At 67.3% G+C, this 24,763-nt stretch carries 24 protein-coding genes; 10 read left to right on the plus strand and 14 right to left on the minus strand.

Annotated elements, in window-relative coordinates; translation table 11 throughout:
* Window positions 1-61 precede the first annotated feature (61 nt).
* The 4 genes from UAJ10_RS13780 (at window position 62) to UAJ10_RS13795 (ending at window position 3,338) form a co-directional block, all read left to right on the plus strand.
* On the plus strand, window positions 62-985 hold the full coding sequence (locus UAJ10_RS13780) for a MotA/TolQ/ExbB proton channel family protein (protein ID WP_322915869.1): 924 nt from the start codon (window positions 62-64) through the stop codon (window positions 983-985).
* A 2-nt stretch (window positions 986-987) separates the two neighbouring features.
* Window positions 988-1,437 carry an ExbD/TolR family protein gene (locus tag UAJ10_RS13785; RefSeq protein WP_322915870.1) on the plus strand — a complete coding sequence of 150 codons (450 nt, stop codon included), beginning with the start codon at window positions 988-990 and terminating at the stop codon, window positions 1,435-1,437.
* A gap of 24 nt (window positions 1,438-1,461) precedes the next feature.
* Window positions 1,462-1,884, plus strand: coding sequence for an ExbD/TolR family protein (locus UAJ10_RS13790; protein ID WP_322915871.1), 423 nt, complete (start codon window positions 1,462-1,464; stop codon window positions 1,882-1,884).
* A 206-nt stretch (window positions 1,885-2,090) separates the two neighbouring features.
* Window positions 2,091-3,338, plus strand: a complete 1,248-nt coding sequence (locus UAJ10_RS13795; protein WP_322915872.1) for a hypothetical protein — start codon at window positions 2,091-2,093, stop codon at window positions 3,336-3,338.
* 83 nt (window positions 3,339-3,421) lie between these two features.
* Here the strand turns inward: UAJ10_RS13795 and UAJ10_RS13800 are convergent, their stop codons facing one another.
* The 8 genes from UAJ10_RS13800 to fdxA all read right to left on the minus strand — a co-directional run bounded on the left by UAJ10_RS13800 (window position 3,422) and on the right by fdxA (window position 10,852).
* Complete coding sequence (locus UAJ10_RS13800; protein ID WP_322915873.1) at window positions 3,422-4,525, minus strand: PA0069 family radical SAM protein; 1,104 nt, start codon at window positions 4,523-4,525, stop codon at window positions 3,422-3,424.
* A gap of 142 nt (window positions 4,526-4,667) precedes the next feature.
* Window positions 4,668-5,936 (minus strand): acyl-CoA desaturase, encoded by a 1,269-nt coding sequence (locus tag UAJ10_RS13805; RefSeq protein WP_322915874.1) that lies wholly within the window; start codon window positions 5,934-5,936, stop codon window positions 4,668-4,670.
* 187 nt (window positions 5,937-6,123) lie between these two features.
* Window positions 6,124-6,861: a cell division ATP-binding protein FtsE gene (ftsE, locus tag UAJ10_RS13810; RefSeq protein ID WP_322915875.1), complete on the minus strand. Its 738-nt coding sequence runs from the start codon at window positions 6,859-6,861 to the stop codon at window positions 6,124-6,126.
* Window positions 6,862-6,946: 85 nt separating this feature from the next.
* A complete protein-coding gene (locus UAJ10_RS13815; protein WP_322915876.1) occupies window positions 6,947-7,777 on the minus strand; it encodes a hypothetical protein in 831 nt (276 codons plus the stop codon).
* Between the two features lie 244 nt (window positions 7,778-8,021).
* Entirely contained in the window at window positions 8,022-8,558 is a 537-nt protein-coding gene (gene moaB / locus UAJ10_RS13820; RefSeq protein WP_322915877.1) for a molybdenum cofactor biosynthesis protein B, read from the minus strand.
* A gap of 72 nt (window positions 8,559-8,630) precedes the next feature.
* Window positions 8,631-9,446: a metallophosphoesterase family protein gene (locus UAJ10_RS13825; protein ID WP_322915878.1), complete on the minus strand. Its 816-nt coding sequence runs from the start codon at window positions 9,444-9,446 to the stop codon at window positions 8,631-8,633.
* A 177-nt stretch (window positions 9,447-9,623) separates the two neighbouring features.
* Complete coding sequence (locus UAJ10_RS13830; protein WP_040845774.1) at window positions 9,624-10,124, minus strand: CarD family transcriptional regulator; 501 nt, start codon at window positions 10,122-10,124, stop codon at window positions 9,624-9,626.
* A 389-nt stretch (window positions 10,125-10,513) separates the two neighbouring features.
* Window positions 10,514-10,852 carry a ferredoxin FdxA gene (gene fdxA / locus UAJ10_RS13835; protein ID WP_322915879.1) on the minus strand — a complete coding sequence of 113 codons (339 nt, stop codon included), beginning with the start codon at window positions 10,850-10,852 and terminating at the stop codon, window positions 10,514-10,516.
* Between the two features lie 374 nt (window positions 10,853-11,226).
* On the opposite strand from fdxA, the gene UAJ10_RS13840 reads away from it, so the two are divergent.
* Complete coding sequence (locus tag UAJ10_RS13840; protein WP_322915880.1) at window positions 11,227-13,080, plus strand: PAS-domain containing protein; 1,854 nt, start codon at window positions 11,227-11,229, stop codon at window positions 13,078-13,080.
* A gap of 166 nt (window positions 13,081-13,246) precedes the next feature.
* The gene (locus tag UAJ10_RS13845; RefSeq protein ID WP_322915881.1) at window positions 13,247-14,896 is read left to right on the plus strand and encodes a peptide ABC transporter substrate-binding protein; all 1,650 of its coding nucleotides are present in this window, start codon (window positions 13,247-13,249) and stop codon (window positions 14,894-14,896) included.
* Window positions 14,897-14,901: 5 nt separating this feature from the next.
* Here the strand turns inward: UAJ10_RS13845 and UAJ10_RS13850 are convergent, their stop codons facing one another.
* From UAJ10_RS13850 to ffh, 6 genes are all read right to left on the minus strand, one after another.
* Window positions 14,902-15,336: a hypothetical protein gene (locus UAJ10_RS13850; protein ID WP_322915882.1), complete on the minus strand. Its 435-nt coding sequence runs from the start codon at window positions 15,334-15,336 to the stop codon at window positions 14,902-14,904.
* Window positions 15,337-15,555: 219 nt separating this feature from the next.
* On the minus strand, window positions 15,556-15,942 hold the full coding sequence (gene rplS, locus UAJ10_RS13855) for a 50S ribosomal protein L19 (protein WP_040848023.1): 387 nt from the start codon (window positions 15,940-15,942) through the stop codon (window positions 15,556-15,558).
* A gap of 43 nt (window positions 15,943-15,985) precedes the next feature.
* A complete protein-coding gene (gene trmD / locus UAJ10_RS13860; RefSeq protein WP_322915883.1) occupies window positions 15,986-16,822 on the minus strand; it encodes a tRNA (guanosine(37)-N1)-methyltransferase TrmD in 837 nt (278 codons plus the stop codon).
* Between the two features lie 4 nt (window positions 16,823-16,826).
* Window positions 16,827-17,486, minus strand: a complete 660-nt coding sequence (rimM, locus tag UAJ10_RS13865; protein ID WP_322915884.1) for a ribosome maturation factor RimM — start codon at window positions 17,484-17,486, stop codon at window positions 16,827-16,829.
* A gap of 135 nt (window positions 17,487-17,621) precedes the next feature.
* Complete coding sequence (rpsP, locus tag UAJ10_RS13870) at window positions 17,622-17,975, minus strand: 30S ribosomal protein S16 (protein ID WP_322915885.1); 354 nt, start codon at window positions 17,973-17,975, stop codon at window positions 17,622-17,624.
* Between the two features lie 71 nt (window positions 17,976-18,046).
* Entirely contained in the window at window positions 18,047-19,402 is a 1,356-nt protein-coding gene (ffh, locus tag UAJ10_RS13875) for a signal recognition particle protein (protein WP_322915886.1), read from the minus strand.
* A gap of 553 nt (window positions 19,403-19,955) precedes the next feature.
* Here ffh and UAJ10_RS13880 point away from each other — a divergent pair.
* From UAJ10_RS13880 to UAJ10_RS13895, 4 genes are all read left to right on the plus strand, one after another.
* Window positions 19,956-21,263 (plus strand): pentapeptide repeat-containing protein, encoded by a 1,308-nt coding sequence (locus tag UAJ10_RS13880; protein ID WP_322915887.1) that lies wholly within the window; start codon window positions 19,956-19,958, stop codon window positions 21,261-21,263.
* 126 nt (window positions 21,264-21,389) lie between these two features.
* Entirely contained in the window at window positions 21,390-23,075 is a 1,686-nt protein-coding gene (locus tag UAJ10_RS13885; protein ID WP_322915888.1) for a hypothetical protein, read from the plus strand.
* A gap of 25 nt (window positions 23,076-23,100) precedes the next feature.
* A complete protein-coding gene (locus UAJ10_RS13890; protein ID WP_322915889.1) occupies window positions 23,101-24,072 on the plus strand; it encodes a glycosyltransferase family 2 protein in 972 nt (323 codons plus the stop codon).
* Window positions 24,073-24,078: 6 nt separating this feature from the next.
* Window positions 24,079-24,558, plus strand: coding sequence for a GtrA family protein (locus tag UAJ10_RS13895; protein ID WP_322915890.1), 480 nt, complete (start codon window positions 24,079-24,081; stop codon window positions 24,556-24,558).
* The last annotated feature ends 205 nt before the right edge of the window (window positions 24,559-24,763 follow it).

Raw genomic sequence — 24,763 nt, forward strand, 5'->3', positions numbered from 1 at the left:
CTCTTAGACGCTGATGCGCAAGGGTTCCTCATCCCCTCAACCCAAATGTGTTGGAATTGTCATGAGCATTAGGGAGCGTTTCAAGCTGACCGCCGGTTCCATGGTGCGCTTTGCCATGGTCGCCCTGGTCGTCGGTACCTTCACCTCGGTCGCGGTCGCCCAGACCACGACCCCGTCCACCGACAGCTCGGCCCCGGCCGCCGCCGCTCCGGCCGCTGACCCGGCCGCTCCGGCCGCCGCGCCCGCCGCTGACGCCGCCGCCAGCGACGTCGCCGCCCCGCCGGCCGCCACCGCGACCGTCGAGAACCCCTACGGCCTGAACGCCCTGTGGAACGGCGGTGACTTCGTGTCCCGCGGCGTGCTGATGATCATGGTCATCATGATGACCGGCACCTGGTACATCATCGTCACCAAGCTGATCGAGCAGACCCTGCTGCTGCGCTCCGCCGCCCAGGCCGACAAGTCCTTCTGGACCGCCCCGTCCCTGGCCGATGGCGCCGCCAAGCTGAGCAAGAACAGCGTGTTCCGCATGCTGGTCGAAGACGGTCTGCGCGCCACCGAGCACCACGAGGGCACGCTGGTCGACCAGATCGACCTGCACACCTGGGTGACCATGCAGCTGCAGCGCTCGGTCGACAGCATCAGCAACCGCATGAAGGGCGGCCTGGCCTTCCTCGCCACCGTCGGTTCGACCGGTCCGTTCGTCGGTCTGTTCGGTACGGTGTGGGGCATCTATCACGCCCTGACCAACATCGGCATCGCTGGTCAGGCCTCGATCGACAAGGTCGCCGGCCCCGTCGGTGAAGCCCTGATCATGACCGCCATCGGTCTGGCCGTCGCCGTGCCCGCCGTGCTGGGTTACAACTGGCTGCTGAGCCGCAACAAGACCGCCATGGACCGCGTCCGCAACTTCTCCGCCGACCTGCATGCCCTGCTGGTCAGCGGTGGCCGTCTCGGCGCCGGCAAGTCCGCTCGGAGCGCGTAAACATGGGGATGAACGTCGGTTCTGCCGGCGATGGTGATGATGATGGCGAGGTCGTATCGGCGATCAATACGACCCCCCTCGTCGACATCATGCTGGTGCTGCTGATCATCTTCCTGATTACGGTCCCCGTCGTCACCCACACGGTGAACGTGGACCTGCCGAAGGAACGTAATCAGCCTACCAAGACCAAGCCGGAAAACATCGTTATCGCGGTCAACCGCGACGGCGACATCTTCTGGAACGAGTCCAAGGTGCCGGACTACAGCGCGTTGCTTGAGAAGCTCAAGGTGCGCGCCGTGGACAAGCCCCAGCCGGAAGTCCACATCCGCGGCGACAAGAATGCGCGCTACGAGTATGTGGGCCGGGTGGTGGTGGCGGCCCAGCGGGCCGGTATCGTGAAGATCGGTTTCATCACCGAGCCGCCGGCAGGCGCGATCCCGGTCGCGCACTGACGGTCCTCCGAAGGAGTTTAAGCCATGGGTATGAACGTTGGCGGAGGCGGTGAAGACGAAGCCATGATGGACATCAACACCACGCCGCTCATCGACGTGATGTTGGTTCTGATCATCATGCTGATCATCACCATTCCGATCCAAACCCATGCGGTGAAGTTGGACATGCCGTCGGCGACCCCGCCGGTGACCAATACGACGCCGCCTGAGATCGTCAACATCATGGTGGATTTCGACAACACGATTCAGTGGAACGGAACCACCGTTGATCGCCATGAACTTGAGTTGCGTCTGAAGGACGCGGCGACCAAAAACCCGCAGCCCGAGGTTCATCTTTGGCCGAACAAGCTGGCCAAATATAACACCGTGGCGATGGTCATGGCCTCGGCCCAGCGCTTGGGCGTGACCAAGCTGGGTCTGGTGGGTGCGGAACAGTTCATGGACTAAGTCCGTGTATGCGGCGGCCTCGTTACCCGAGCTGGTCTTGGGATGCGGGGCCGCCGTAACCGTTTTTGGGGGCTCGTGATCTTTTGGGGGCACGGGCCCGTTTCGGGATGACTGTCCCGATTTCTCCCCAATTACCGATTAGATTTCCCGATATGAGGGGCCGCTCGTCGGTCCAGCCCTTCAACAAAGCAGGTAGAGTCCTCGGAATGATCGCCACGCACTTCCTTCGTGCCGCACTGCTCGCCTCGGCGCTCACCATGGGCGGCGCCGTTGTCATCAGCGCCACCACGCCGGCCCACGCTGCCGAAGCCAAGAAGTTCAGCCCGGAAGTCGGCAAGCCGCTGCAGGAAGCCCAGGCCGCGCTGAAGGCGGGCAAGTTCAAGGAAGCCTTGGACAAGATCGACGAGGCCGAGAAGGCCAGCAAGACGAAGTCTGCTTTCGAGACCTGCACCTTCGAGACGCTGCGTGCCTCGGCCTACAGCGGCCAGAAGGATATGGGCAATTTCGCCAAGTCGCTGGAATCGACCCTGTCGACCTGCCAGCTGGCGGATGCCGACAAGCTGAATCGTGACAGGCTGATCGGCGAGGCTTATTTCGCCGCGAAGAACTACGCCAAGTTCTCCGCCGCGTCCGACCGCTATTACAAGGACGGCGGCACCGACAACCACCTGAAGGAACTGGGCATCCAGATTTACCTGGACCAGAAGGACTACGCCAACGCCTCCAAGGCCGCGCGCGCCATGATCCAGGCCCAGGGTGGCAAGCCCTCCAAGACGTTGCTGCAGACCATTGCCAACGCCGAATACAACATGGATCACAAGGCTGCTTTCCTCGACGCGATGGAGCGCCTGCTGGTGAACTACCCGGACCAGGAAAGCTGGGAGAGCGTGATCCGTGGCGTGCAGAAGCTGCCCGGCTTCAACTCCAACCGCCTGCAGATCGACGTGCTGCGCCTGCAGATCGGTGCCGGCCTGGTGAAGGATCCGGGCCCCTATCTGGAATTCGCCCAGCTGGCCATGAGCGACGGCCTGGGCACCGAGGCCAAGGCCGTCATGGACAAGGGCTTCAAGGCCGGCATTCTGGGCAAGGCCCAGGGCGACCGCGAGAAGCGCTTGGCCGACATGGCCGGCAAGCAGGTCGATGACGATCAGCGCAAGCTGCCGGATGACGAGAAGGAAGCCGGCGCGCAGCCTGACGGCAAGCAGCTGGTGCGCGTCGGCACGCAGTACCTGGCCTTGGGCAACGCCGCCAAGGCCATCGAAGTCATTCAGGCCGGCATCAAGAAGGACCAGCTGAAGTATCCGGAAGAGGCCAAGCTGCGCCTGGTCCAGGCCTACCTGGCCGCCGGTCAGAAGCCCAAGGCGCTGGACGCCATGAAGAGCATCAAGGGCACTGACGGCACCGCCGACATCGCCCGCCTGTACCTGATCCAGGCCGGCGTCAGCCCGTTCTGATCCTCCTGAGCCCGGCGCCCGCGCCGGGCCCTGGACATGCGAAGGCCGGTCCCTGGCGGGGACCGGCCTTTGTCATTTGCGCTTCAGAACAGCGGCAGCTGATCGCCCGCCTGGGGTGGCGGCTGGAACAGGTCGCAGCGCATGCTCCAGCGCCGCTGGTCCAGACCCAGGCGCTTGACCGCCAGCCTGTAGCGGGCGTTTAGCAACTGGGCGTAGGCACCCGTGCCGCGCATGCGGGTGCCGAATTCGGCATGGTTGCGGCCGCCGTCGCGGCACTGGCGGATCAGGCTCAGCACATGGTCGGCCCGGTCGGGCACGTGCAGGCGCAGCCACTCCTCCATCAGGTCGCCCAGTTCCCGGGGCAGGCGCAGCAGGATGTAATGGCCCTGGGTGGCCCCAGCCTCCTTGGCGGCGGCCAGGATGCCCTCCAGCTCCGCGTCGTTCAGCGCCGGGATCATGGGGGAGGCCAGGACGCTGACGGGTACGCCCGCCTGTGACAGCTGGCGCACCGCGTCCAGGCGCCGCTGCGGCGTGCCGGCGCGGGGTTCCAGCTTGCGCGCCAGGTCGCGGTCCAGGGTGGTGATGGAGACCGAGACGCGCGCCAGGCCGTCGGCCGCCATGGGGGCCAGGATGTCCAGGTCACGCAGCACCAGGGGCGACTTGGTGATGATGCCCACCGGGTGGCGGAAGTCACGCAGCACCTCCAGCACGCCGCGGGTGATGCGCTCCGTCCGTTCGATGGGCTGATAGGCGTCGGTGTTGGCGCCCAGGGCGAGGGGCCGGGGCGTGTAGCCCTTGGCCCTCAGCTCCTTGGCCAGCAGCGCCGGGGCGTCGCGCTTGGCGTACAGGATGGTTTCGAAATCCAGGCCCGGGGAATGGCCCAGATAGGCGTGGCTGGGCCGGGCGAAACAATAGACGCAGCCATGCTCGCACCCCCGGTAGGGGTTGATGGAGCGGTCGAAATTCACGTCCGGGCTGTCGTTGTAGCTGATGACGCTGCGCGAGGTGTCCAGCCGCACCTGCGTGGCGGGGGCGGCCTCCAGATCGGCCTCTTCATCCCAGCCGTCGGTCCCCGCCCGAGCCCAGCCGTCGTCGGTGCGCACGCGGGCGTGGGCCTCGAACCGGCCCACGCGGTTGGAGATGGTGCCCCGGCCCTTCAGGGGGCGGTCATCCAGGATGTCGACCATGGTTCCCTCCGTTACCCGGGGGGCAGCCTACGCCCGGCAAAATAAGAACACAACATGAACATTTGGGGCGGCAGGACGTCGCTTGGGCAACAAAAAGGCCGCCCCTGAAGCCCCAGGGCGGCCTTGTCGTGAAGCGGTTGGGTCAGGCGGCGCTGGTGGCCAGGCGGGCGCAGACGGCCTCGATCAGCAGCTGGCGGGCCCGGTCGACGATATCGTCCATGGAGGTGGTGCGCACGAACATGGCGGCGGCCCGCTCCTTCAGCTCTTCCCGCGTGGGCAGGGTGGGCATGCTCGGCATGTGCAGCTCGGGCAGGCTGGGCATGGCGGGCATATGAAGCTCGGGCATGTGCAGCGAGGCCAGCATGGCCTCCGCCTGGGCGCGGGCGTTCTGCAGCTTGTGCTGCAACTCGGCCTTCACGTCGGCCAGCGAGGGGCTGTCGGCCAGGGTGGCCTGAAGGCGGGCGGCGATCTGCTCCACATGGAAGGTGGCGGCCAGCTGACCGGCGGCCTTCTCGATGATGGCCTTGCCCAGGCGCTGCTCGCCCCGCACCACGGCGGCCGGCGGGCGGTGCAGGTCCCAGGTGACGCCCACCCAGGAAAGCGCCTTGAGGATGTAGTAGGTGGTGTCCACCTCCCACCAACGGAAACCCTGGCAGGCGGCGCTCTGATAGGCGTGGTGGTTGTTGTGCCAACCCTCGCCCATGGTCAGCAGGGCGAACCACCAGTTGTTGCGGCTGTCGTCGCCGGTCAGGTAGCGGCGGCGGCCGTACACATGGGCCAGGGAGTTGATGCAGAAGGTGCCGTGGTAGGTGGCGATGGTGCTCCAGAAGAAGCCCACCACCAGGCCCGACCACCCGGCCGCGAACCACACGGCGACGGCCAGGATGAAGGCCGGCAGGTAGTGGAACCGGTCCAGGAAGCGCAGCTCGGGGAACTTGGCCAGGTCCGGCACGGCGGCCAGGTCCGTCTTGTCGTGGCGAGCGGTGAAGATCCAGCCCATGTGCGCATACCAAAAGCCGCGCTGCGCCGGGGAATGCACGTCCGCCGGGGTGTCGGAGTAGCGGTGGTGATGGCGGTGCTTCGCCGCCCACCACAGGATGCCGCGCTGGGCCGAGGTCTGGGCGATGAAGGCCAGGATGAACTGGAACCAGCGGCTGGTCTTATAGGCCCGGTGCGAGAAATACCGATGGTAGCCGCCGGTGATGCCGAACATGCGCAGGCCGTAGAGGCCGACGGCCAGGGCCACGTCCTGCCAGTAAACCCCGGTCCAGATGGCGCCCAGGCAGGCCAGGTGCACCAGGATGAAGGGCACGGCGCCGGTGGCTTGAATGTCGTCCAGGTAATGGTCGGCCGGGCTTTCGACCCGGGAGGCGTCGCCGGGGGCGGCAGTGTCGCGGGCGGGGCTGGTCACAGGCGTGTGCACTCCATCAGAAGCCGGCGGCGGGCCGGGCGGGGGTGATGTCTATATCGTCTGGATAGCAGAAATCGGCCTTAAAGCCGACTCCGCGTTTGGGGCGCTGGTCCTCTGGCGTCAGGATAAGGGGGCAACCCTGAAGGGGAGCTTAACGCCGGCGGTGGGGTGGCCGATTTGTGCTGGGTCAAAAGTCCGGCGCAAGGTCGTCCGGCGCCAAGGCCTGGGCGGGGCCCACGGCGCTGCTGGCGGCCCCCTCCATCCACCAACCGGAATCGGCCAGCTTGCCCTCATACAGCTCCATCACCGGCTTTTGCAGGCGGTCGACCAGCACCATGTCGTGCGTCGCCACCAGGCAGGTGGTGCCCAGTTTGTTCAGCTCGATGAACAGCCGCATGATGCGCAGGCTCATCTCACGGTCGATGTTGCCCGTGGGCTCGTCGGCGATGATCAGCTTGGGCCGGGTGACGACGGCGCGGGCGATGGCCACCAGCTGCTTCTGTCCGCCCGACAGGCGCAAGGGCCGCTCGTCCAGCTTGGCCTTCAGCCCCACCCACGACAGCAGCTCCGTCACGCTTTCCTGCACGTGGGCCTCGTCCTGGCCGGCCAGGCGCAGGGGAAGGGCCACGTTGTCGAACACCGTCAGATGGTTCATCAGGCGGAAGTCCTGGAACACCACGCCGATCTGGCGGCGGATGGCGGGTAGGGCCTTGCGCGGGGTCTTGGACAGGGGATGGCCCAGCAGGGTGATCAGGCCGCGCGACGGCCGCTCCGCCAGGTACAGCAGCTTCAACAGGCTGGACTTGCCGGCGCCGGTGGGGCCGGTCAGAAAATGGAAGGACCCGGGCGCGAGTTCGAAGCTGATGTCACGCAGCACCTCGGGCCCGGTGCCATAGCGCAGGCCGACGTTCTCGAAGCGGACCAATGGCGAGGTATCCTTGAAATGGAAAGGGCCCGGCCTGCCCGCTTACGGGGCGGGGCCGGGCCCGATCCAGGAAGGGGAGGGGCGCTTACTCGGCCGAGGCCGCCTCGGCGTCCGCGCGCTCGGTGGCCGGGAACAAGCCGGCCTTCTCGAACGAGGTCAGCGTCTCCTGCGCCCAGGCACGCAGGTCGGTCAGGCCGCTGTGGCCGGTCCACACGTCGATGCCGTAGCGCTTCTCCAGGTCGGCGTCGGTCATCTTCAGCGCGTCGCGGACGGAGATGAACTCCTTCTCCAGCAGCTTCCAGATGTCGCTTTCGCAGCGCTTGATGGTGATGAGGCCGACGCCCTGGCTCTGGAAGCTCTTCAGGCGACGGAAGGACTGGTCGTTCTCATACGGGGCGAAGCCGCCGGCGACCTCGTTCAGCACCACGAAGCGACGGCCGAAGGGCAGCCACTCGTTCTTGTCGAACGAGTACTGGATCAGGGCGCGGGCGTCCTCGATGGCCTGTGCCTCGGCCTTGGTGGTGACGATCAGGTCGATGGGGTTGCTGTTGCGGCGGCGCAGCAGGGCGCCGGCGTTGCGCGCCTCGGCCCAGGCGAACAGGTCGGCGGCCACGTTGGCGCCCACGTCCACCACATAGCCGCCCTCCAGCAGGGTGCGGCCGAACTCGTCCCAATACTTGATGGCCAGGTTGGGGTCGGTCGAGGTCTTGATGTTGGTCAGCTGCTCGCCGATGCCCAGCTCCTTCACGCCCGCGAACAGGCGGCCGAACTTGGACCGCTGGTTCAGCGTGTCGCTGTCGGCGGCGGCCAGCTTCACGGGCGCGCCCTTCTGCTCGTGCTGCAGGACCAGCATCTGGGCCACCAGCGTCTTGCCCTGGCCGCCGGTCTTGGCCATCGAGATATAGGTTCGCGTCATGGGGTCGTTCTCCTGGTCCCGCATTCTTGGTGCCGGCATCCCTGGCCGCCCACGTTCCCGTCGCCCGTAGGCGATATCCCCTGGGAAAGGAATCCCCGGAACGCGTCTGGCCACGGGCTGGACGGCATGGAAAAGGCGCGTCCGGCCGGGCCTTGAATCGATACAGGTTTTCACCCGTCGCTTCAACTGCGGGGGGCCGCCCTTAACCGAAATCGCACGGCGACGCCGCCCCAGGCCTCCGCCTTTAGGGAAGGTGCTCCCGCAGGCGGGGCATGATCTCCACCAGGTTGCAAGGCCGGAAGCGGTTGTCCAGCTGGTACTGCAGGATCAGGTCCCAGCCGTCGCGGCAGGCGCTGGGGCTGCCCGGCAGGGCGAACAGGTAGGTGCCGCCGGCGACCCCGCCGGTGGCCCGGCTTTGCAGGGACGAGGTGCCGATCTTGGCGTAGGACAGGGTGCGGAACATCTCGCCGAAACCGTCGATTCGCTTCTCATAGACGCTCTCGAACGCCTCCGGCGTCACGTCGCGGCCGGTCAGGCCGGTGCCGCCGGTGGAAATGACCACGTCCACCGCCGGGTCCGATATCCAGGCCCGCAGCTGGTCCGCGATGGCCGCCTGGTCGTCCTTCACGATGGCGCGGGCGACTAGCACATGGCCGGCGCCGGTCAGCCGCTCCACCAGGGTGTCGCCGGATTTGTCGGTCGCCGGGTCGCGGGTGTCGGACACCGTCATCACGGCGATCTGCACCGGCAGGAAGGGGCGGGTTTCATCGATGCGGGACAAGGGGGGCAGCCTCCTGTTCAGGTCATCCCCTTAAGTGAGGGGGCGGGCGGCCGCCGTCAACCTGCGGGACGGTCAGACCTCGACCACTTCAAGCAGGTCGCCATCAGGGCCGAAGCAGCCGCAGGCCAGGGTGCCGCTGAAGCCGCAGCCACCGTCCAGGGTCACGGTGGCGGGCGTGGCCGCCAGCCCGCCGTGGCTGGGGTCGTACCCGCGTACCACCCGGCCGAAGCCGGCGTAGGGCCCCTCGATGCGGGACCAGGTGCCGCCGCCCCACCAGAAGCTGTCGCCCTGGGCCGCCAGGGGGCGCGAGGTGTCGATGCCGGCGTTGACGAACAGCAGTTCGGGCAGCCGTTCCTGCCGCCGCTCGGTATAGGCGGCGCGGCGCAAGGCCGCGAACAGGGTGTCGTGGCCGGGGGCGGCGCGCTGGGCGGTGCGCAGCTGGCCGGTCCAGCGGGCCAGCGAGACGGCGCCGTCGCGGGCGGCGGCCACCCCCTGGTAGGCGCTGCCGCCATAGGCCGCCAGCGTGGCGTCCACGCCCTGGGTCATCATCCACTGCAGCACTTCGGTGGGATTGGGGGCGAACTGCAGCTGCAGCAGCTTCTGCCACATCTCCTCCTGCCCGCCGCGCAGGTAGACCAGGTCGCTGACGATGACGCCGCGCACAGACAGGACGGCGCGGCGGAAGGACAACAGCTCATCCATCGTGTCCCGCACGCGGGGGCCGCGGCCGATCAGGTTGCCCAGATAGATCAGCCGATCGCCCGGCTGGAAACGCGCGCCGATGTCGTCGTGCAGGGCGGCCAGCCGGTCGACGTCGCCATGGATCGCCCCCACGGCCCAGATGCGCCGTGGACGGCCCAGCACGACAAAGCGCTCTTGTTCGTTCATGCGTTGGGTCAGACCGGCAGAGGAAGTTGCCGACCAGTGTATGCGCCGCCGTCCCATGAAAAAAGGGGCGATCGAGCCCGATCACCCCTTTTTCCACTAAGTATAGTGATGCCAGCGAACCGTACCCCCAATGGGCGGATACCGGTGGATCTCGCGGCGGATGGCTTAGGCCGCCCCTCAGGCCGCCTTCGCCAGCACGGCTTCCAGCCGCTCGGTCGCCTTGCGCTCATCGATCTTCTCGACGGCGGCCAGCTCACGGGCCAGGCGCTCCAGCGCGGCGTGGTAAATCTGCCGCTCGCTGTAGGACTGGTCGGACTGGTCGGTGCCGCGGTGCAGGTCGCGCACCACCTCGGCGATGGACACGGGGTCGCCGGAGTTGATCTTGGCCTCATACTCCTGGGCGCGGCGGCTCCACATGATGCGCTTGATCTTGGACGGGCCCTGCAGGGTCTCCATCGCGTCCTTGATCCGATCCTTGCTGGACAGGCGGCGCAGGCCGGCGTTCTTGGCCTTCATCACCGGCACCTTCAGCGTCATCCGCTCCTTCTCGAAGGTGATGGCGTACAGCACCACCTCCATATCGGCGATGGCGTGCTTTTCGATGGCCACGATGCGTCCCACCCCGTGGGCCGGGTAAACGACGTAATCACCAGTGACGAAATCGAGCTTATCGGTCATTTGGATCGGCTCTCACAATTCGGCTTTTAAAGTCCCGCCTCACGGAAGACGGGCCTGGACGCCGGGAACGGCATGCAAAGGTCGCTGTCGGCCCGGCAGGGGGCCGCGACAAGGGACGAACAGCACGAAGGCGCTGGGGGAATGTGGCACGCACTTAAGCGTTCGCGAACGGCGTGCCGATCCTCGCGTCCAGGACTATACCCGATATGACGGTGCGATGACAGGTCGACAAGACCGTGTTCGGCTTAAGTTCCCGGCATAGGCCAGGATGTCGGACATGCGAATCGCGCATGTCTTGGGCAGGGGCCGCCGAAGATTTAGGCAGGCCCGCCGGAAGAGTAAAGAAAAAGCGCCGCGCGTCCCGGGGACGGCGGCGCCTTATGCCAATCTCAGTTGCCGCTGCCCGGCTTGTCGCTGAAATAGGTCTTGAACTTGTCCGGCACGCCCTTGAAGGCGTCGGCGTCGGCGGGCGCCGCCTTCTTCCGGTTCAGGTTCGGCCAGGCGACGGCGTACTGGCGGTTCATCTCCAGCCACTCCTCGGCGCGACCGTCGGTGTCCGGCAGGATGGCCTCGGCCGGGCATTCCGGCTCGCAGACGCCGCAGTCGATGCATTCGTCGGGGTGGATGACCAGCATGTTGTCACCCTCGTAGAAGCAGTCCACGGGGCAGACTTCCACGCAGTCGGTGTACTTGCACTTGATGCACTGCTCGGTCACGACATACGGCATTGCTCGCACTCTCCTTGAAAACCCGATTCCCCAGGCGCCCGGGTCGGGGCAGCCTCCAGCGGGGCGGCACGGGGGCACGTATAGCCTGATATCGCCTAGGGGTATAGCACCCGTGAACGTCGGCGAAACCTACGCCATCCGGATAGCGGCCGGACGACAGCGCGAGAGGTAGAACATGCGTGGGACGGGCGCAACAAGGTTCAGCGTGCGTCGCCCTGGCCCCCGCGTCGCGTCTGGTGCAGGCTACCTCCTGCAAGCCGTGCCGCGCTTTTGGGTCTATGCACGTAAAAAGAGTAAGTCTGATTGCAATTGCCCGATCGCAACGGATAGTCTGACCCCGTACCCGGGAAACAGCGGGAGGCATCAGGGACGGCATGACAGCGCACGGCGACACTGACCCGTCCGAGGCCTCGCGGCCCCAAGGCCTGGCGGCACCTGAACCGTCGCCGGCCATGGCGGCCCAGCTTTACGCCGTGCTGCAGCGCTTTTCCCAGGCCATCGTCGTCTTCGGGCCCGACGACCGGGTGGTGTTCGCCAACGACCGCTATCATGAAATGTTTCCCCGCTCGCCGGCGCCGGGCGTCATCCTGGGGTGGCGGTTCGAGGATTTGCTGCGCCATTCCATCGCCGCCGGCCAGGTGCCCCAGGCGGAAGCGGATCCGGAGGCCTACATCGCCCGTCGCCTGTCCCAGCGCGGCATCGCCCGCGAGGGGCTGATCGGCGACCGCTGGTACCGCGCGGTGGAGGAACGCATCCCCGGCGGCGGCATCGTGCTGAGCTACAGCGACATCACCGACCGCCGCGCGGTGGAGGAGGAGCTGCGACGCAAGTCCGCCATCCTCAGCGCCGCCATGGAGGCGGTGCCGGGCGGCTTCATGGTGATGGATGAGCGCTTCAATTTCGTGGTGTGGAGTCGCAACTGGCCGGCCATCGGCGGCGCCACGGATGAGATCATCCGTACCTATCCCAATATGCCCGATCTCGCCCGCTGGCAGTCCCGCCGGGGTGATTACGACGCCATCCGGCTGGACCCCGCGCAGCTCGACGCCCAGGCGGTCGCCGCCGTGCCTTGGCTGGGCCGGCTGCTGGCCCTGCAGGCCGCCCGCCCGCCGCAGCTGACCCCCAGCGACGAGGAGCGGGAGCTGCTGGTGCAGTGGCAGCTGCTGCGCTATCGGGCCGAGGGCCGGCCGGATGGGGAGCGGGCGGAAGGCAGCGGCACCATCCATATCGGCGGCGAGGATGGACGCATCGTCGAGTTCCGCCGCAACCGCATGCCGGGACTGGGCTGGGTGTCGATCTACAACGACGTCACCGAACGCTACCGCCATGAGGAGGAAACGGCGCGGGCCCATGCCGAGACCGCGCGGGCGTTGCAGGAATTGCGCGACACCCAGGAGAGCCTGGTGCAGGCGGAAAAGCTGGCCTCGCTGGGCGAACTGGTGGCCGGGGTGGCGCACGAGCTGAACACGCCGGTGGGCATCAGCTATACCGCCGCCACCTTCCTGGCCGACCGCCTGCGGGAATTCCGCGATGATCTGGCCAATGGCCCGCCGCGCCGGACGGCGCTGATGGATTTCCTGGATCTGGTGGAGGAGACGGCCAACCTGATGACCGTCAACGCGGGGCGCGCCTCGCGCCTGGTGCAGAGCTTCAAGAACATCGCCGTCGACCAGACCAGCGACGAACGCCGGGTTCTGTCGCTGAAGCCCTACCTGGAGGAAATCGCCATCAGCCTGGGCCCGCAGTGGAAGCGGCCAGGCCATGTGCTGACCATAGACTGCCCGGCCGGTCTGGTGCTGGACACCTATCCCGGGGCGCTCAGCCAGATACTGACCAACCTGATCGTCAACGCCACGCTGCATGCCTACGGCCCTGGGCAGGCGGGGCGCCTGAGCATCACCGTCTCCCCCCTGCCGTCGCCGGCGCCCGCCGCCGGCCGGGCGCCGGTGGAGCATGTGGAGATCCTGTTCGCCGACGACGGCAAGGGCATCCCGGCCGACGCCCTGCCCCGCATCTTCGACCCCTTCTTCACCACCCGGCGCGGGGCCGGCAGCACGGGCCTGGGCCTCAACATCGTGTTCAACCTGGTGACCCGCACCCTGGGCGGCCGCATCGAGGTGGACAGCGCGCCCGGCCGGGGCACGCGCTTTTTCCTGCGCCTGCCCAAGGTGGCGCCCCAGCCGCCCGCCGTGGCCCAAGCCCCCGCGACGGCACCCGCCGGCCGCTGATGGCAGCTGGCGCTTGCCCCGGCGGGGGCACGCAACTACCGTGAAGGGACCCGGTTCCGAACCCGGACTGGGGCGGGGGCTTTGGGGGGCGGTGCATATGGGGGTATTGTCGCGTTGCCGGGCCGGACGTTACCGGGCCGGACGCTGCCGCGTCTGGGCGTCCCGCTTGGCGCTGCTGGCCGGCCTCGCCGCCCTGACCGATCCCTTGTGCCCCGCCGTGGCCCATGCGGCCCCGTCCGGTACGGTCCCGTCCGGCGCGGGGGCGGCCAAGACGCTGGTACGCTCCATCGGCGGCGCGACGGTGACGTTGGACCCTCAGCGCGCCGATCTTTCCTCCGAAAGCCTGGTGATCGACGATCTGCTTGAGGGGTTGCTGGCCCCCGACGGGCGGGGCGGCGCCCGGCCGGCCCTGGCGGAAAGCTGGACCGTCTCCCCCGACGGGCGCATCTACACCTTCAAGCTGCGGGCGGACGCCAAATGGTCGGACGGCACGCCCATCACGGCGGATGATTTCGTCTTCTCCTGGCGCCGCCTGGCGGACCCGCGCACGGCGGCGCCCTACGCCTATTACATGTGGATCGTGGTGAATGGCGAGGCCATCGCCAAAGGGACGATCAAGGATGTCAACCGCCTGGGCGTGACCGCGTTGGACGCCACCACCTTTCAGGTGGAACTGGTGCGGCCCACGGCCTATTTCCTGGCCATGCTGCAGCACCAGGCCCTGTTCGCCGTGCAGAAGGCCAGCGTGCAGGCCTATGGCGACGCCTTCACGGAGCCCGGCCACTACGTTTCCAGCGGCGCCTACGTGCTGGCGGAAAACGTGCCGCGCGACCACCTGACCCTGGTGCGCAACCCAGCCTATTACGACCAGGCCAAGGTTCCCATCGCCGTGGTGCGGGACCTGCCCCTGGAGGATCGCACGGCGGAGATGCGGCTGTTCCGCGACGGCCAGGTGCAGACCACCTACGAACTGCCCATAGACCAGGTGGCTTGGGCGCGGTCGGCGCTGAAGGAGGCGTTCGTCAGCGGCGACACCTACGACACCTATTTCCTCAGCTTCAACCTGCGCAATGAGCCGTGGAAGACCTCACCGGCCCTGCGCGAGGCCCTGACCCTGGCGGTCGACCGTGAGGCGCTCGCCACCCGCGTGCTGGGCGGGGAGCAAGCGGCCTACAGCTATGTGCCGCGCCTGGCGTCCGGCCCTGGCGTCACCGGCTATGAGCCGGGCTGGCCCGCCTGGCGCGACCAATCTCAGGCCGAGCGCGAGCGGCGGGCCCGGGGCCTGCTGGCCGAGGCTGGTTACGGTCCCAAAAGCGCACATGGTGGCAAGACGCTGCCGCCCATTTCCCTCCTGTTCCCCAGGGGCGCCAACTGGCAGGCCGTGGCCGAGGCGGTGGCCCGGCAATGGCATGACGTGCTGGGGGTGGAGGTGCGCCTGGACGCCCAGGACTTCCGTGTCGTGGCCGCCCAGTCGAACGCGAAGACCTTCAAGGACGTGGTCTTCGCCTCCTGGATCGGCGATTACCCCGACGCCAACAGCTTCCTGGCGCTGATGCGGGCCGATGCCGGGCAAGAGAACTATGCCAGCTACCGCAACCCGCTGTTCGACGCGCTGATGGAGGAGGCGAACGGTGAGCCCGATCCCGGCCGCCGCGCCGGCCTGCTGCGCCGGGCGGAACGGCTGATGATGGACGACACGCCCGTCATCCCCTTGTTCCATAAGACCATGCGGCGCCTGGTGTCGCCCCGCGTCATCGGCTGGGTCCCCAATCCGCTGGATCTGTCACCCACCCGCTTCCTGGATCTCACGCCGTGAGGCGTTCACGAACCCGTGTCGACCTTGGGAAGGCGGGCGCCGGGCGCCGTGGGCGGGTGGTCGGGCTCCGGCGGCATGTCCCAGCCGTGGGCCAGCGTGCTGTCGGATAGCGGAAGGAAGCTCTGCCCCAAATCCACGGGCAGCTGGAAACCGGGCTTGCCCGGATCGGGGCAGGAGGCGGACTTGGCCCGCAAGGCCCAGCCCCCGGGCAGGGGGCGGTCCCACACGAACACCGCGCAGGGGCCCGTGAGGGGAGGGCGCGGCGTATAGGTTTCGTCGATCTGGAAGCCGGGATAGTTGCCCCGCGCGCTCCCGGCTTGGCCCGCGAAGGTTTGCGCCGTCAGGGGGGGTGGTGCTGGCGGGATCAGCCCCGGTTCCGGCGTCGCGCAGGCCGACAGTCCCAGCAACGCCCCACCCACGCACCACCATCGCTTTGCCATGGCGCCCCCTTCCGCATCCTATGCGCGTCCCATCCGTGCCGAGAGATGCCCGCCGACGGCGGCGGCCGTGGGGCGGAAGCGTGGCGTTTTGAGGGCGGCTGTTTGAGGCGCGGATACCAAAACACCCGCCGGACGCTGTCCGGCGGGTGTCTGGTACTGTCGAACTTGAAACCAACGGCGGCGCCTGGCGGCTGCCGCCTGGGCTCACAACAGGGCGCCTCAGGCGTCCTTGTTGTTCATGCCGCGGCCGGTGGTGCGCTCGGAGATGCGGGCCGACTTGCCGCGACGATCGCGCAGGTAGTACAGCTTGGCGCGACGCACGTCACCCTTGCGGATGACTTCGATGCTGTCCAGGCGCGGGCTGTACAGCGGGAACACACGCTCCACGCCTTCGCCGTAGCTGATCTTGCGGACGGTGAAGCTGGAGCTCACGCCGGCGTTGCGGCGGGCGATGACGACGCCCTCGTAGGCCTGCACGCGCTCACGCGAGCCTTCGACGACCTTCACGTTCACCTTCACGGTGTCGCCCGGGGAGAATTCCGGGACCGCACGGGTGGCGGTCAGCTTTTCAATCTGCTCTTGCTCGAGCTTCTGGATGATGTTCATGGCACTCAACTCCACATGATGACAATGGCCAGCCTCACGGCGGTCAATCCAGGTTTGGCACAGGCGCCGTTTCCACGGTGGAATCCACCAGGGAAACGCCATCCTCTAGGGTCGAACCGCCCTTCGGCTTGCGCCGGCGGCGGCTCTTGGCGTCGACCTTGGGCCGGCTCTCCTCGTAGCGCTGCCACAGGTCCGGTCGCCGGTCCCTGGTGATGCGCTCCGCCTCGGCCAACCGCCAGGCTTTCACCTTCTCATGGTGCCCGGAGAGTAGAACCTCGGGCACCGCGCGGTCCTGCCAGACGGCTGGCCGCGTGTAGTGGGGATACTCCAGCAATCCCCGCTCGAAACTCTCTTCGCCCGCCGTTTCGACGTTGCCCATGACGCCCGGCAACAGCCGGACGCAGGCGTCGATCAGGCACAGCGCCGCGGGCTCACCCCCGGAAAGCACGAAATCCCCGAGGCTCACTTCCTCGAGGCCCTGCGCTTCCAGGACCCGCTCATCCACCCCCTCGTACCGCCCGCACAACACTGTGAGGCTGGGCGCCGATACGAGTTCCCGTACCAGCGCCTGGTCCAGCACACGTCCACGCGGCGAGAGGTAGATCGCCCGGCCCCGTTCCCTCTGGTCCTGGCTCAGTCGCGACCGGCTGGCGGTCAGCGCTGCATCCAGAACGTCGGGCCGCATGACCATGCCTGGTCCGCCGCCGAACGGGGTGTCGTCCACGGAGCGGTGTTTATCGCTCGCGAACGACCGGATGTCCACTGATTCCAGCGACCAGGTGCCATTTTCAAGCGCTCTCCCCGCAAGGCTCATGCCCAGCGGTCCCGGAAACATCTCCGGGAACAGGGTCAGCACCGTCACATGCCAGCTGGCCGTCATGGACTCAGGCCTCTTCGTCACCATGGCCCGTGTGGGCCTCGGGCGCGTCTTCTTCCGTGGCGATGGCCTCTTCGTCCCCAGCGGCTGCCGCCTCGTCGGCGGCGGGGCCGCCTTCCATCTCGGCCAGTTCCTCCGGCGTGGGCTTGACCTTCTCGAACAGGCCGGCCGGCGGTTCCACCGTGACGATCCCGGCCTTCACATCCACCACCGGAACGGCGGCGCGGGTGAAGGGCAGCGTGACCATCTTGCCGGAGGCCGCGTGCGCGATCTCCAGCATGTCGCCGCCACCGAAGTCATAGATGGCCTTGATCTCGCCGAAGGGCTCGCCGTCGGCGGTGGTCGCCACCAGGCCGATCAGGTCGGCATGGTAGAACTCATCCTCGTCGTCGGTGGCCGGCAGCTGGTCGCGGTTGATGTACAGCCGCGTGCCTTTCAGGGCGTCGGCGGCGTCACGGTCGCGCACGCCCTGCAATTCCGCCAGGAAGTGATCCTTGCCCATGCCGGTCATGGTCAGGGCGAAGGCGCGGGCGCCCGATTCGTCGGTCAGCTGGCCATAGGCGAACAGCGACTCCGGCACGGCCGTGTAGCTCTTCACCTTGACGCGGCCGCGCACCCCGTGGCTGCCCACGAACTGCCCGACGCAGATGCGCGTGGCGGTTTCCATAACGATACTCTCTGGAAGACTGTAAGCGGCGGAAAAGCTGAACGGGGGCGGTCACCCGCCCCCGTCGCAACCCGTCAACCCGGATGCCGGCCGGCCCGCCCTTGTTTCCTTGGGGGGCGGCCGGCGTCAGGTCAATCAGCCCTCGGTGCTGGCGGCGGCAGCGGCGGCCAGCTTGGCGCGCTCCTGGGCCTTCGCCTTCGGGGCGGACTTCTTCGGGGTCTCGCGGACCTTCGGCAGCTCGATGATGTTGGCGCGGCCCAGGAACAGGGCGACGCGGTCGGTCGGCTGGGCGCCCACGGACAGCCAGTGGCGGGCGCGCTCTTCCTTCAGGGTGATGCGCTCGGCGTGCTCACGCGGCAGCATCGGGTTGTAGGTGCCGATCTTCTCGATGAAGTTGCCGTCGCGGGGCGAACGGCTGTCGGACACGACGATGCTGTAGAACGGACGCTTCTTGGCGCCACCGCGGGCCAGACGAATCTTGAGGGACATTTCTTACTTCCTGACTCTGATGTTGAACTGAAGATGATGGTGAAACGCGGATACTAAACTTGGCTGGGGGATCAGCGACCCTTGGGCATCAGGGCCGACAGGCCCTGGCGCATCAGGCCCTTTTTCCCCAGTTTCTTGAACTTGCGCATCATGTCGGCCATGTCCTGGTACTGCTTCAGCAGCCGATTCACGTCGGCCACCGTGGTCCCGGACCCCAGCGCGATGCGGCGCCGGCGCGACGCGTTCAATATCTTGATGTCGCGGCGCTCTTTCTGGGTCATGGAGGTGATGATCGCCTCCTGACGTTTCAGCATGCGCTCGTCGATGTTGGCCTTGGACAGCTGGTCCTTGATCTTGCCCACGCCGGGCAGCATGGACAGCATGCCGCCCATTCCGCCCATCTTCCGGATCTGGCGCAGCTGGGACAGCATGTCGTCCAGGTCGAAGTTGCCCTTCTCCATCTTCGCGGCAAGCTTCTCGGCTTCCTCGCGGTCGATGGTCTCGGCGGCCTTCTCCACCAGGCTGAGCACGTCGCCCATGCCCAGGATGCGGCCGGCGATGCGGTCGGGGTGGAAGGCCTCCAGCGCGTCGATCTTCTCGCCGGTGCCCAGCAGCTTGATGGGACGGCCGGTGATCTGGCGCATCGACAGCGCGGCGCCGCCCCGGGCGTCGCCGTCGATGCGGGTCATGACGATGCCGGTGACGCCGACCTTGTCATTGAAGTTGGTGGCGACGGTGACTGCGTCCTGGCCGGTCATGGCGTCCACCACCAGCAGGCTTTCCACCGGCCTGGTCACGTCGCGGATGCGCACGACCTCGTCCATCAACTCCTCGTCGATGGCAAGGCGGCCGGCGGTGTCCAGCATGACGACGTCATAGCCTTCCAGCCGGCCGACGCGCATGGCGCGCTGGGCGATGGTCACCGGGTCTTCGCCGGGGACGATGGGCAGGGTGGCCACGTCCACCTGCTCACCCAACACCCGCAGCTGTTCCTGGGCGGCCGGGCGTCGCGTGTCCAGCGACGCCATCAGCACCTTCTTCTTCTCGCGGGTCTTCAGCAGGCGGGCGATCTTGGCGGTGCTGGTGGTCTTGCCCGAGCCCTGCAGGCCCAGCATCAGCACCGGCACCGGCGCCTCGGCGTTGAGGTTGATGCCCTCGTTCTGCTCGCCCAGCATCTCGACCAGATGGTCGTGGACGATCTTGATGACCATCTGACCGGGGGTGATGGAGCGAAGCACCTCCTGCCCGACGGCCTTTTCCTTCACGCCGTTGATGAAGGACTTGACCACGGGCAGGGCCACGTCGGCCTCGAGCAGGGCCACGCGTACTTCGCGCAGCGCGGCACCAACGTCCTCTTCGGTGAGGGCGCCGCGCCGACGCAGCCGGTCGAAGATATCGCCGAGCCGTCCTGTCAAGCCGTCAAACATAACCCGTCCTGGCCATTGCCGTTCCGATCTTCATCCGCCCCCCTAGTCCAAGCGCCCGTTCAGACCCATTTGCCCAAACGAAAAGCGCCAGTGCACGAAACTCGTGGACTGGCGTCGCGCCTTGGCGCGGGATGCGGTCCCAGTCCCGGATCCAACGGATCCAGGGCTGAGGTGGGGCTATCTAGACCTGTGGAGGGCGTCTGTCAATGCTTCTGGAGTCAAGGACGCCCCGCGGCAAGGCGGCGATGGTAACGGCGGTGTCGCGCCTGGATCAGGGACGGCGGCGGCATGTCCTTAACCAGAACGGGCGATTGTCAACGGCCTATACACCTGTAATAGACGGGGTGACAGGGCCGCTATTTCGCCTAGAGGCTCATTTTGGGTGCGCGCCCCCTCTTCCAGCACGCCTTTAAGATAAGGTATGAACGGGTTATCGGGGTAGTCTTTGGTAGTGCGCCATTCCGTGGCGGATTCGAATTGCGGGGGGACCGGCCCCGCGGAGGCTTGTATGTCAATGTCGTCCGGCAGAAATGCCGAACCCGAACGGTCCAGGATGAGCCAGACGGAGTTGCTGGCGATTGTTGGCAAGCATCGGGCGTTTCTGACGAAGCAGCCTGGGGGCGTGCGTGCCAGCTTCAAGCTGCGTGACCTGTCGCATATGGATCTGTCCGGCCTGAACCTGGCCGAGGCCGATTTCTCGGGCGCCAAGCTGTTCGGCGCCCGCATGGTGGATTGCGTCCTGACGGGGGCGTCACTGTACGCCGCCGACCTGCGCCTGGCCAATCTGGAACGGTCCGACCTGCGCCGGGCCGACCTGCGCGGCGCCTGCATGCGCGGCGCCGTGCTGAACCAAGCCTCCATGGCCGAGGCCGACCTGCGCGAAGGCACCATCATGCACGTCCGCAAGGACGGCAGCATCACCGCCCATGAATTCGACGCCGTGCCCGTGCAGACGGAACTGTCGTGCGCCACCGTGGTGGGCGCCGACCTCAGCCGGGCCAAGCTGTCCAACACCTTCCTGGTGCAGTCGGACCTGACCGACTGCATCATGCGCGGCGCCAAGATGGCGCGCGCCAACCTGACCAACACCAACCTGACCGGCTGCGACCTGAAGGGCGCCGACCTGACGGGCGCCAACCTGACGGGCGCCAAGCTGCACGGCGCCGACCTGACGGGGGCGGAGTTGGGCTTGGCCCGATTCGCCGGCGCCCTGATGATGGGCACCATCCTGGACGACAACGCGCGCCGCGCCGAAGAGGTGCTGGAGGGCATTCACGCCCCCACGCCCGAGGATGCCGGCCTGGACCTGTCCGCCATGCTGGTCCTGCATTCCGAATGGGTGGAGACGGGCGGGCGCGAGGGCGCCCGGGCCGACCTGTCCAGCCTGGATCTCAGCGGCGTGGATTTGGCGGGCGCCAACCTGTCGGCCGCCCTGCTGCACTGCGCCTGCCTGCGCAAGGCCAACCTGGTGGGCACCTCGCTGCCCATGGCTGACCTGTCGCTGGCCGACCTGCGTGACGCCAATCTCAGCCGCGCCGACCTGCGCGGCGCGTCGCTGGAGCGCGCCACCCTGAACGGGGCGCAACTGGTGCGGGCCGACATGGGCCCCGTGCTGATTCAAAGCTCCACCGGGCGCCTGTGGAGCGCCAACCTGCACCGCGCCCGCCTGGATGGCGCCAACCTGACCGGCGCCATGCTGAAGCGGGCGGTGCTGTCCCAATCTTCGCTGGTGGGGGCGGTGCTGAAGGATGCGGAACTGTCGGACGCCAAGATGGCGGGGGCCGACCTACGCGATGTCGACCTGGCCAACACCGACCTGGATGGGGCGGACATGGCGGACGTGGTCGGCATGGTGCATTGAGCGGATGGCCCCATGCCGGGTGGCTCCCACGCCGGTACCCCATGGTTCCGACCTAGTTTCGCCCTAGTTCCCTGACAATTCTGTAGCCTAATCCGCCGCCCGCCAATTCCTGCCTGCCGGACGCCCATGCCGCTGCCCACACAAGACCGTTCCGCCCGCCGCCTGGCGCTCAGCCTGCTGCTGGCGGGCCCCCTGCTGTTCGGCCTGTGGGCCGTGCTGTTGGGCCAGGACGGCAATTGGGATTTGCGCAACTACCACTGGTACAACGCCTACGCCTTCCTGACCGGGCGCTGGGGCATGGACGTGGCGCCGGCCCAGGTCGCCAGCTTCTACAACCCCACCCTGGACCTGCCCTTCTTCCTGGCGGCCCAGGTGTTGCCCGCCCGGGTGGTGGAATTCCTGCTGGGCAGCGTCCAGGGCGCCAACCTGGTGCTGTTGTACGGCCTCGCCTGGACGGTGCAACGCCCGGCGACGCCCGAACGCCGCCGCGCCCTGGTGGCGCTGGGTGTGGCGGTTTGCGGCATGGTGGGCGGCGGCCAGGTGGGACTATTGGGTACCACCTTCTATGACAACGTCATCAGCCTGTTCGTCCTGGGCGGCATCCTGGTCGCCATCGGTGGAAATGGCGCGGCCTGGGATGGCCCCAACGGCCCGGCCTTCCGGCGCGTGGCGCTGGCGGGATTGCTGGTGGGCAGTGGCGTGGGCCTGAAACAGCCCACCATCGTCTTCGCCGTGGGCACTTGCGCCGCTTTCCTGGCGGCCGGCGGCACGCCCTGGCGCCGCCTGTTCCTGGCCTTCTTCTTCGGGCTGGGCGTGCTGGCGGGCATGGCGATCTTCTCCGGTCACTGGATGTGGTTCCTGTGGAGCCATTTCCAGAATCCACTGTTCCCCTACTTCAACAACGTCTTCCATTCCCCCTGGGGCACGCCCGACCCCTACCGGGATGACAAGTTCATCCCCAAGGGGCCCATTGCCGCCGCGCTGTTCCCCTTCGCCTGGGCCCTGGATCCCAAGTTGGTGGGCGAGATCGTCTTCCGTGACTACCGTGTGCTGGCGGCCTATGTCGTGCTGTTGCTGACCGGCCTGATGGCGCTGGGCCGCTGGCTGCGCGGGCAGTTCGCAGCCGAGGGCCCTATGGTGGACACCTCCGGCCCGGCCCGCGCCCGGCGGTACCTGCTGCTGGCCGGCGCTCTCAGCTATCTGGTGTGGCTGAAGCTGTTCGCCATTTATCGCTATCTGATCCCGCTGGAGATGCTGGCGCCCGTGCTGATCCTGGCGGCTGTGGCCCTGTGGCCGGCGCCGGCCCGGACGCGGGGCCTGGTCACCGCCGTCCTGCTGCTGGTGCTGGCCGCCACCGGCCAATCGGGCACCTGGGCCCGAGTGCCCTGGGGCGACCGGCCCTTCAGCGCCAAGGTGTCCGAGGTGCAGGCGCCCGTCCTTCCCCGGCCGGACCATACCGTCATCCTGATGACCGGCTACGCCCCCACCAGCTTCCTCATCGCCGGCTTCCCGGCACAGATCCCCTTCCTGCGGCTGCAGAGCTATTTCATCCACCCCGACCAGGGCGACATCCTGCTGAACCGCCAGATGCGCCAGCGCATCGACCAGGGCATCGCCAACGGCGACGACTTCTACCTGCTGCTGGCGCATTGGGAAACGTGGACGATGGATCAGATTTTGCCGCGCTACGGCCTCAAGGGCGCCGGGGAGCCCTGCCAGCCTGTCACCTCGACGCTGGATGAGCCGATGATGCTGTGCCGCATCATACCGCTGCAACCTGCGGCGGACCGTGATATGAACCCCGTGAACTAACGCCTATTTTCAAGGATTCCGCGCGATGGTCGACACCACCGCTTCCCTGTCCGGCCGCAAACCCACCGTGGCCGTGCTGGTGCCCTGCTATAACGAGGAAGCCGCCATCGCCAAGGTGGTCGCCGATTTCAAGGCGGCCTTGCCGGACGCGACCGTCTACGTCTACGACAACAATTCCAAGGACCGCACCGTGGAGGTGGCGCGCGCCGCCGGCGCCGTGGTGCGGACCGAGCCGCTGCAGGGCAAGGGCAATGTGGTGCGCCGCATGTTCGCTGACATCGAGGCGGACGTGTACGTCATGGTCGACGGCGACGACACCTATCACGCCGCCAGCGCCCCGGCCCTGATCGACCGGCTGGTGACCGAGCAGCTGGACATGGTGAACGGTGCCCGCGTGACGGAGATCGAGGCCGCCTACCGCCCCGGCCACCGTTTCGGCAACAGGTTGCTGACCGGCCTGGTGACCTTCATCTTCGGCAAGCGCACCAACGACATGCTGTCGGGTTACCGCGTCTTCTCCCGCCGCTTCGTGAAGTCCTTCCCGGCGCTGGCCGGCGGCTTCGAGACGGAGACGGAGCTGACGGTGCACGCGCTGGAACTGCGCATGCCCATCGCGGAGGTGGAGACCCCCTACAAGGATCGGCCGCCCGGATCGGTCAGCAAGCTGTCGACCTACAAGGATGGCATGCGCATCCTGTGGATGATCACCAAGCTGGTGAAGGAAGAGCGGCCCATGCTGTTCTTCGGCGTCGCCGCCATCCTGCTGGCGCTGCTGTCGATCATTCTCGGCATTCCCATCTTCATCACCTTCGTGGAGACGGGCCTTGTGCCGCGCCTGCCTACGGCGGTGCTGGCCACTAGTCTCATGACCCTGGCCTTCCTGTCGCTGACCTGCGGCCTGATCCTGGACACGGTCACGCGCGGCCGGCGCGAAATGAAGCGCTTGCGCTATCTGGAAATCCCGGCGCCGGATTTCGCCCCGCTGGGCCGGGGCTGAGCGGCGGTGACCGATCTGCCTGAGGGGCCATCCCCTGGCGGCAAGCCGAAACAGGTGAAGGCGGAGGTCGTGTCCTTCGCCCTCATCGGCGTGGCCGGCCTGTTTGTGGACATGGGGGCGCTGTGGGTGGCCCTGAACCCCTTAGGCTTGGACAAGCACAGCGCCGGCTTCTTCTCCTACTTCGTGGCCGCCACCTTCACATGGTGGATGAACCGGCAGTTCACCTTCACCGGCGCCAGCCGGCGGGGGGCGATCCGTCAGTGGGCCAAGTTTCTGGCGGCCAATGCCGTGGGCGGCGTGGTTAACCTGGCGACCTACAACCTGATCGTCTGGCTGGATGCGCCGGCCTTCGCCGTGGCGATGATGCCCTGGCTGCCCGCACTGTGGCCCTACGGTGCCAAGGGTGCCGGCTCCCTGGCCGGCATGGGCTTCAACTTCGTCCTGTCCAAGATGCTGGTGTTCGGCCAAAAGGCGCCCCGCGCCTGAAACCTACGAGACGCCCAAGCGGCATGAGCTTGCTCATGCCGTAGGACGCGACCACGTCCGCCGCAGGTTTCCGGGGAGCGTACGGACTGGAAACCGAGGATAGCCAAGGGGCGCATGCCCCGCCGGCGCCTGAGGCGCACGAAACAAGCCAGAGGCACACCAAACCAACAAGCCGGCCCTGCCGGGCACGCCCATGGACAGGGGG

This window comes from Nitrospirillum guaranorum (assembly GCF_034653275.1).
Taxonomy (GTDB): Bacteria; Pseudomonadota; Alphaproteobacteria; order Azospirillales; family Azospirillaceae; genus Nitrospirillum.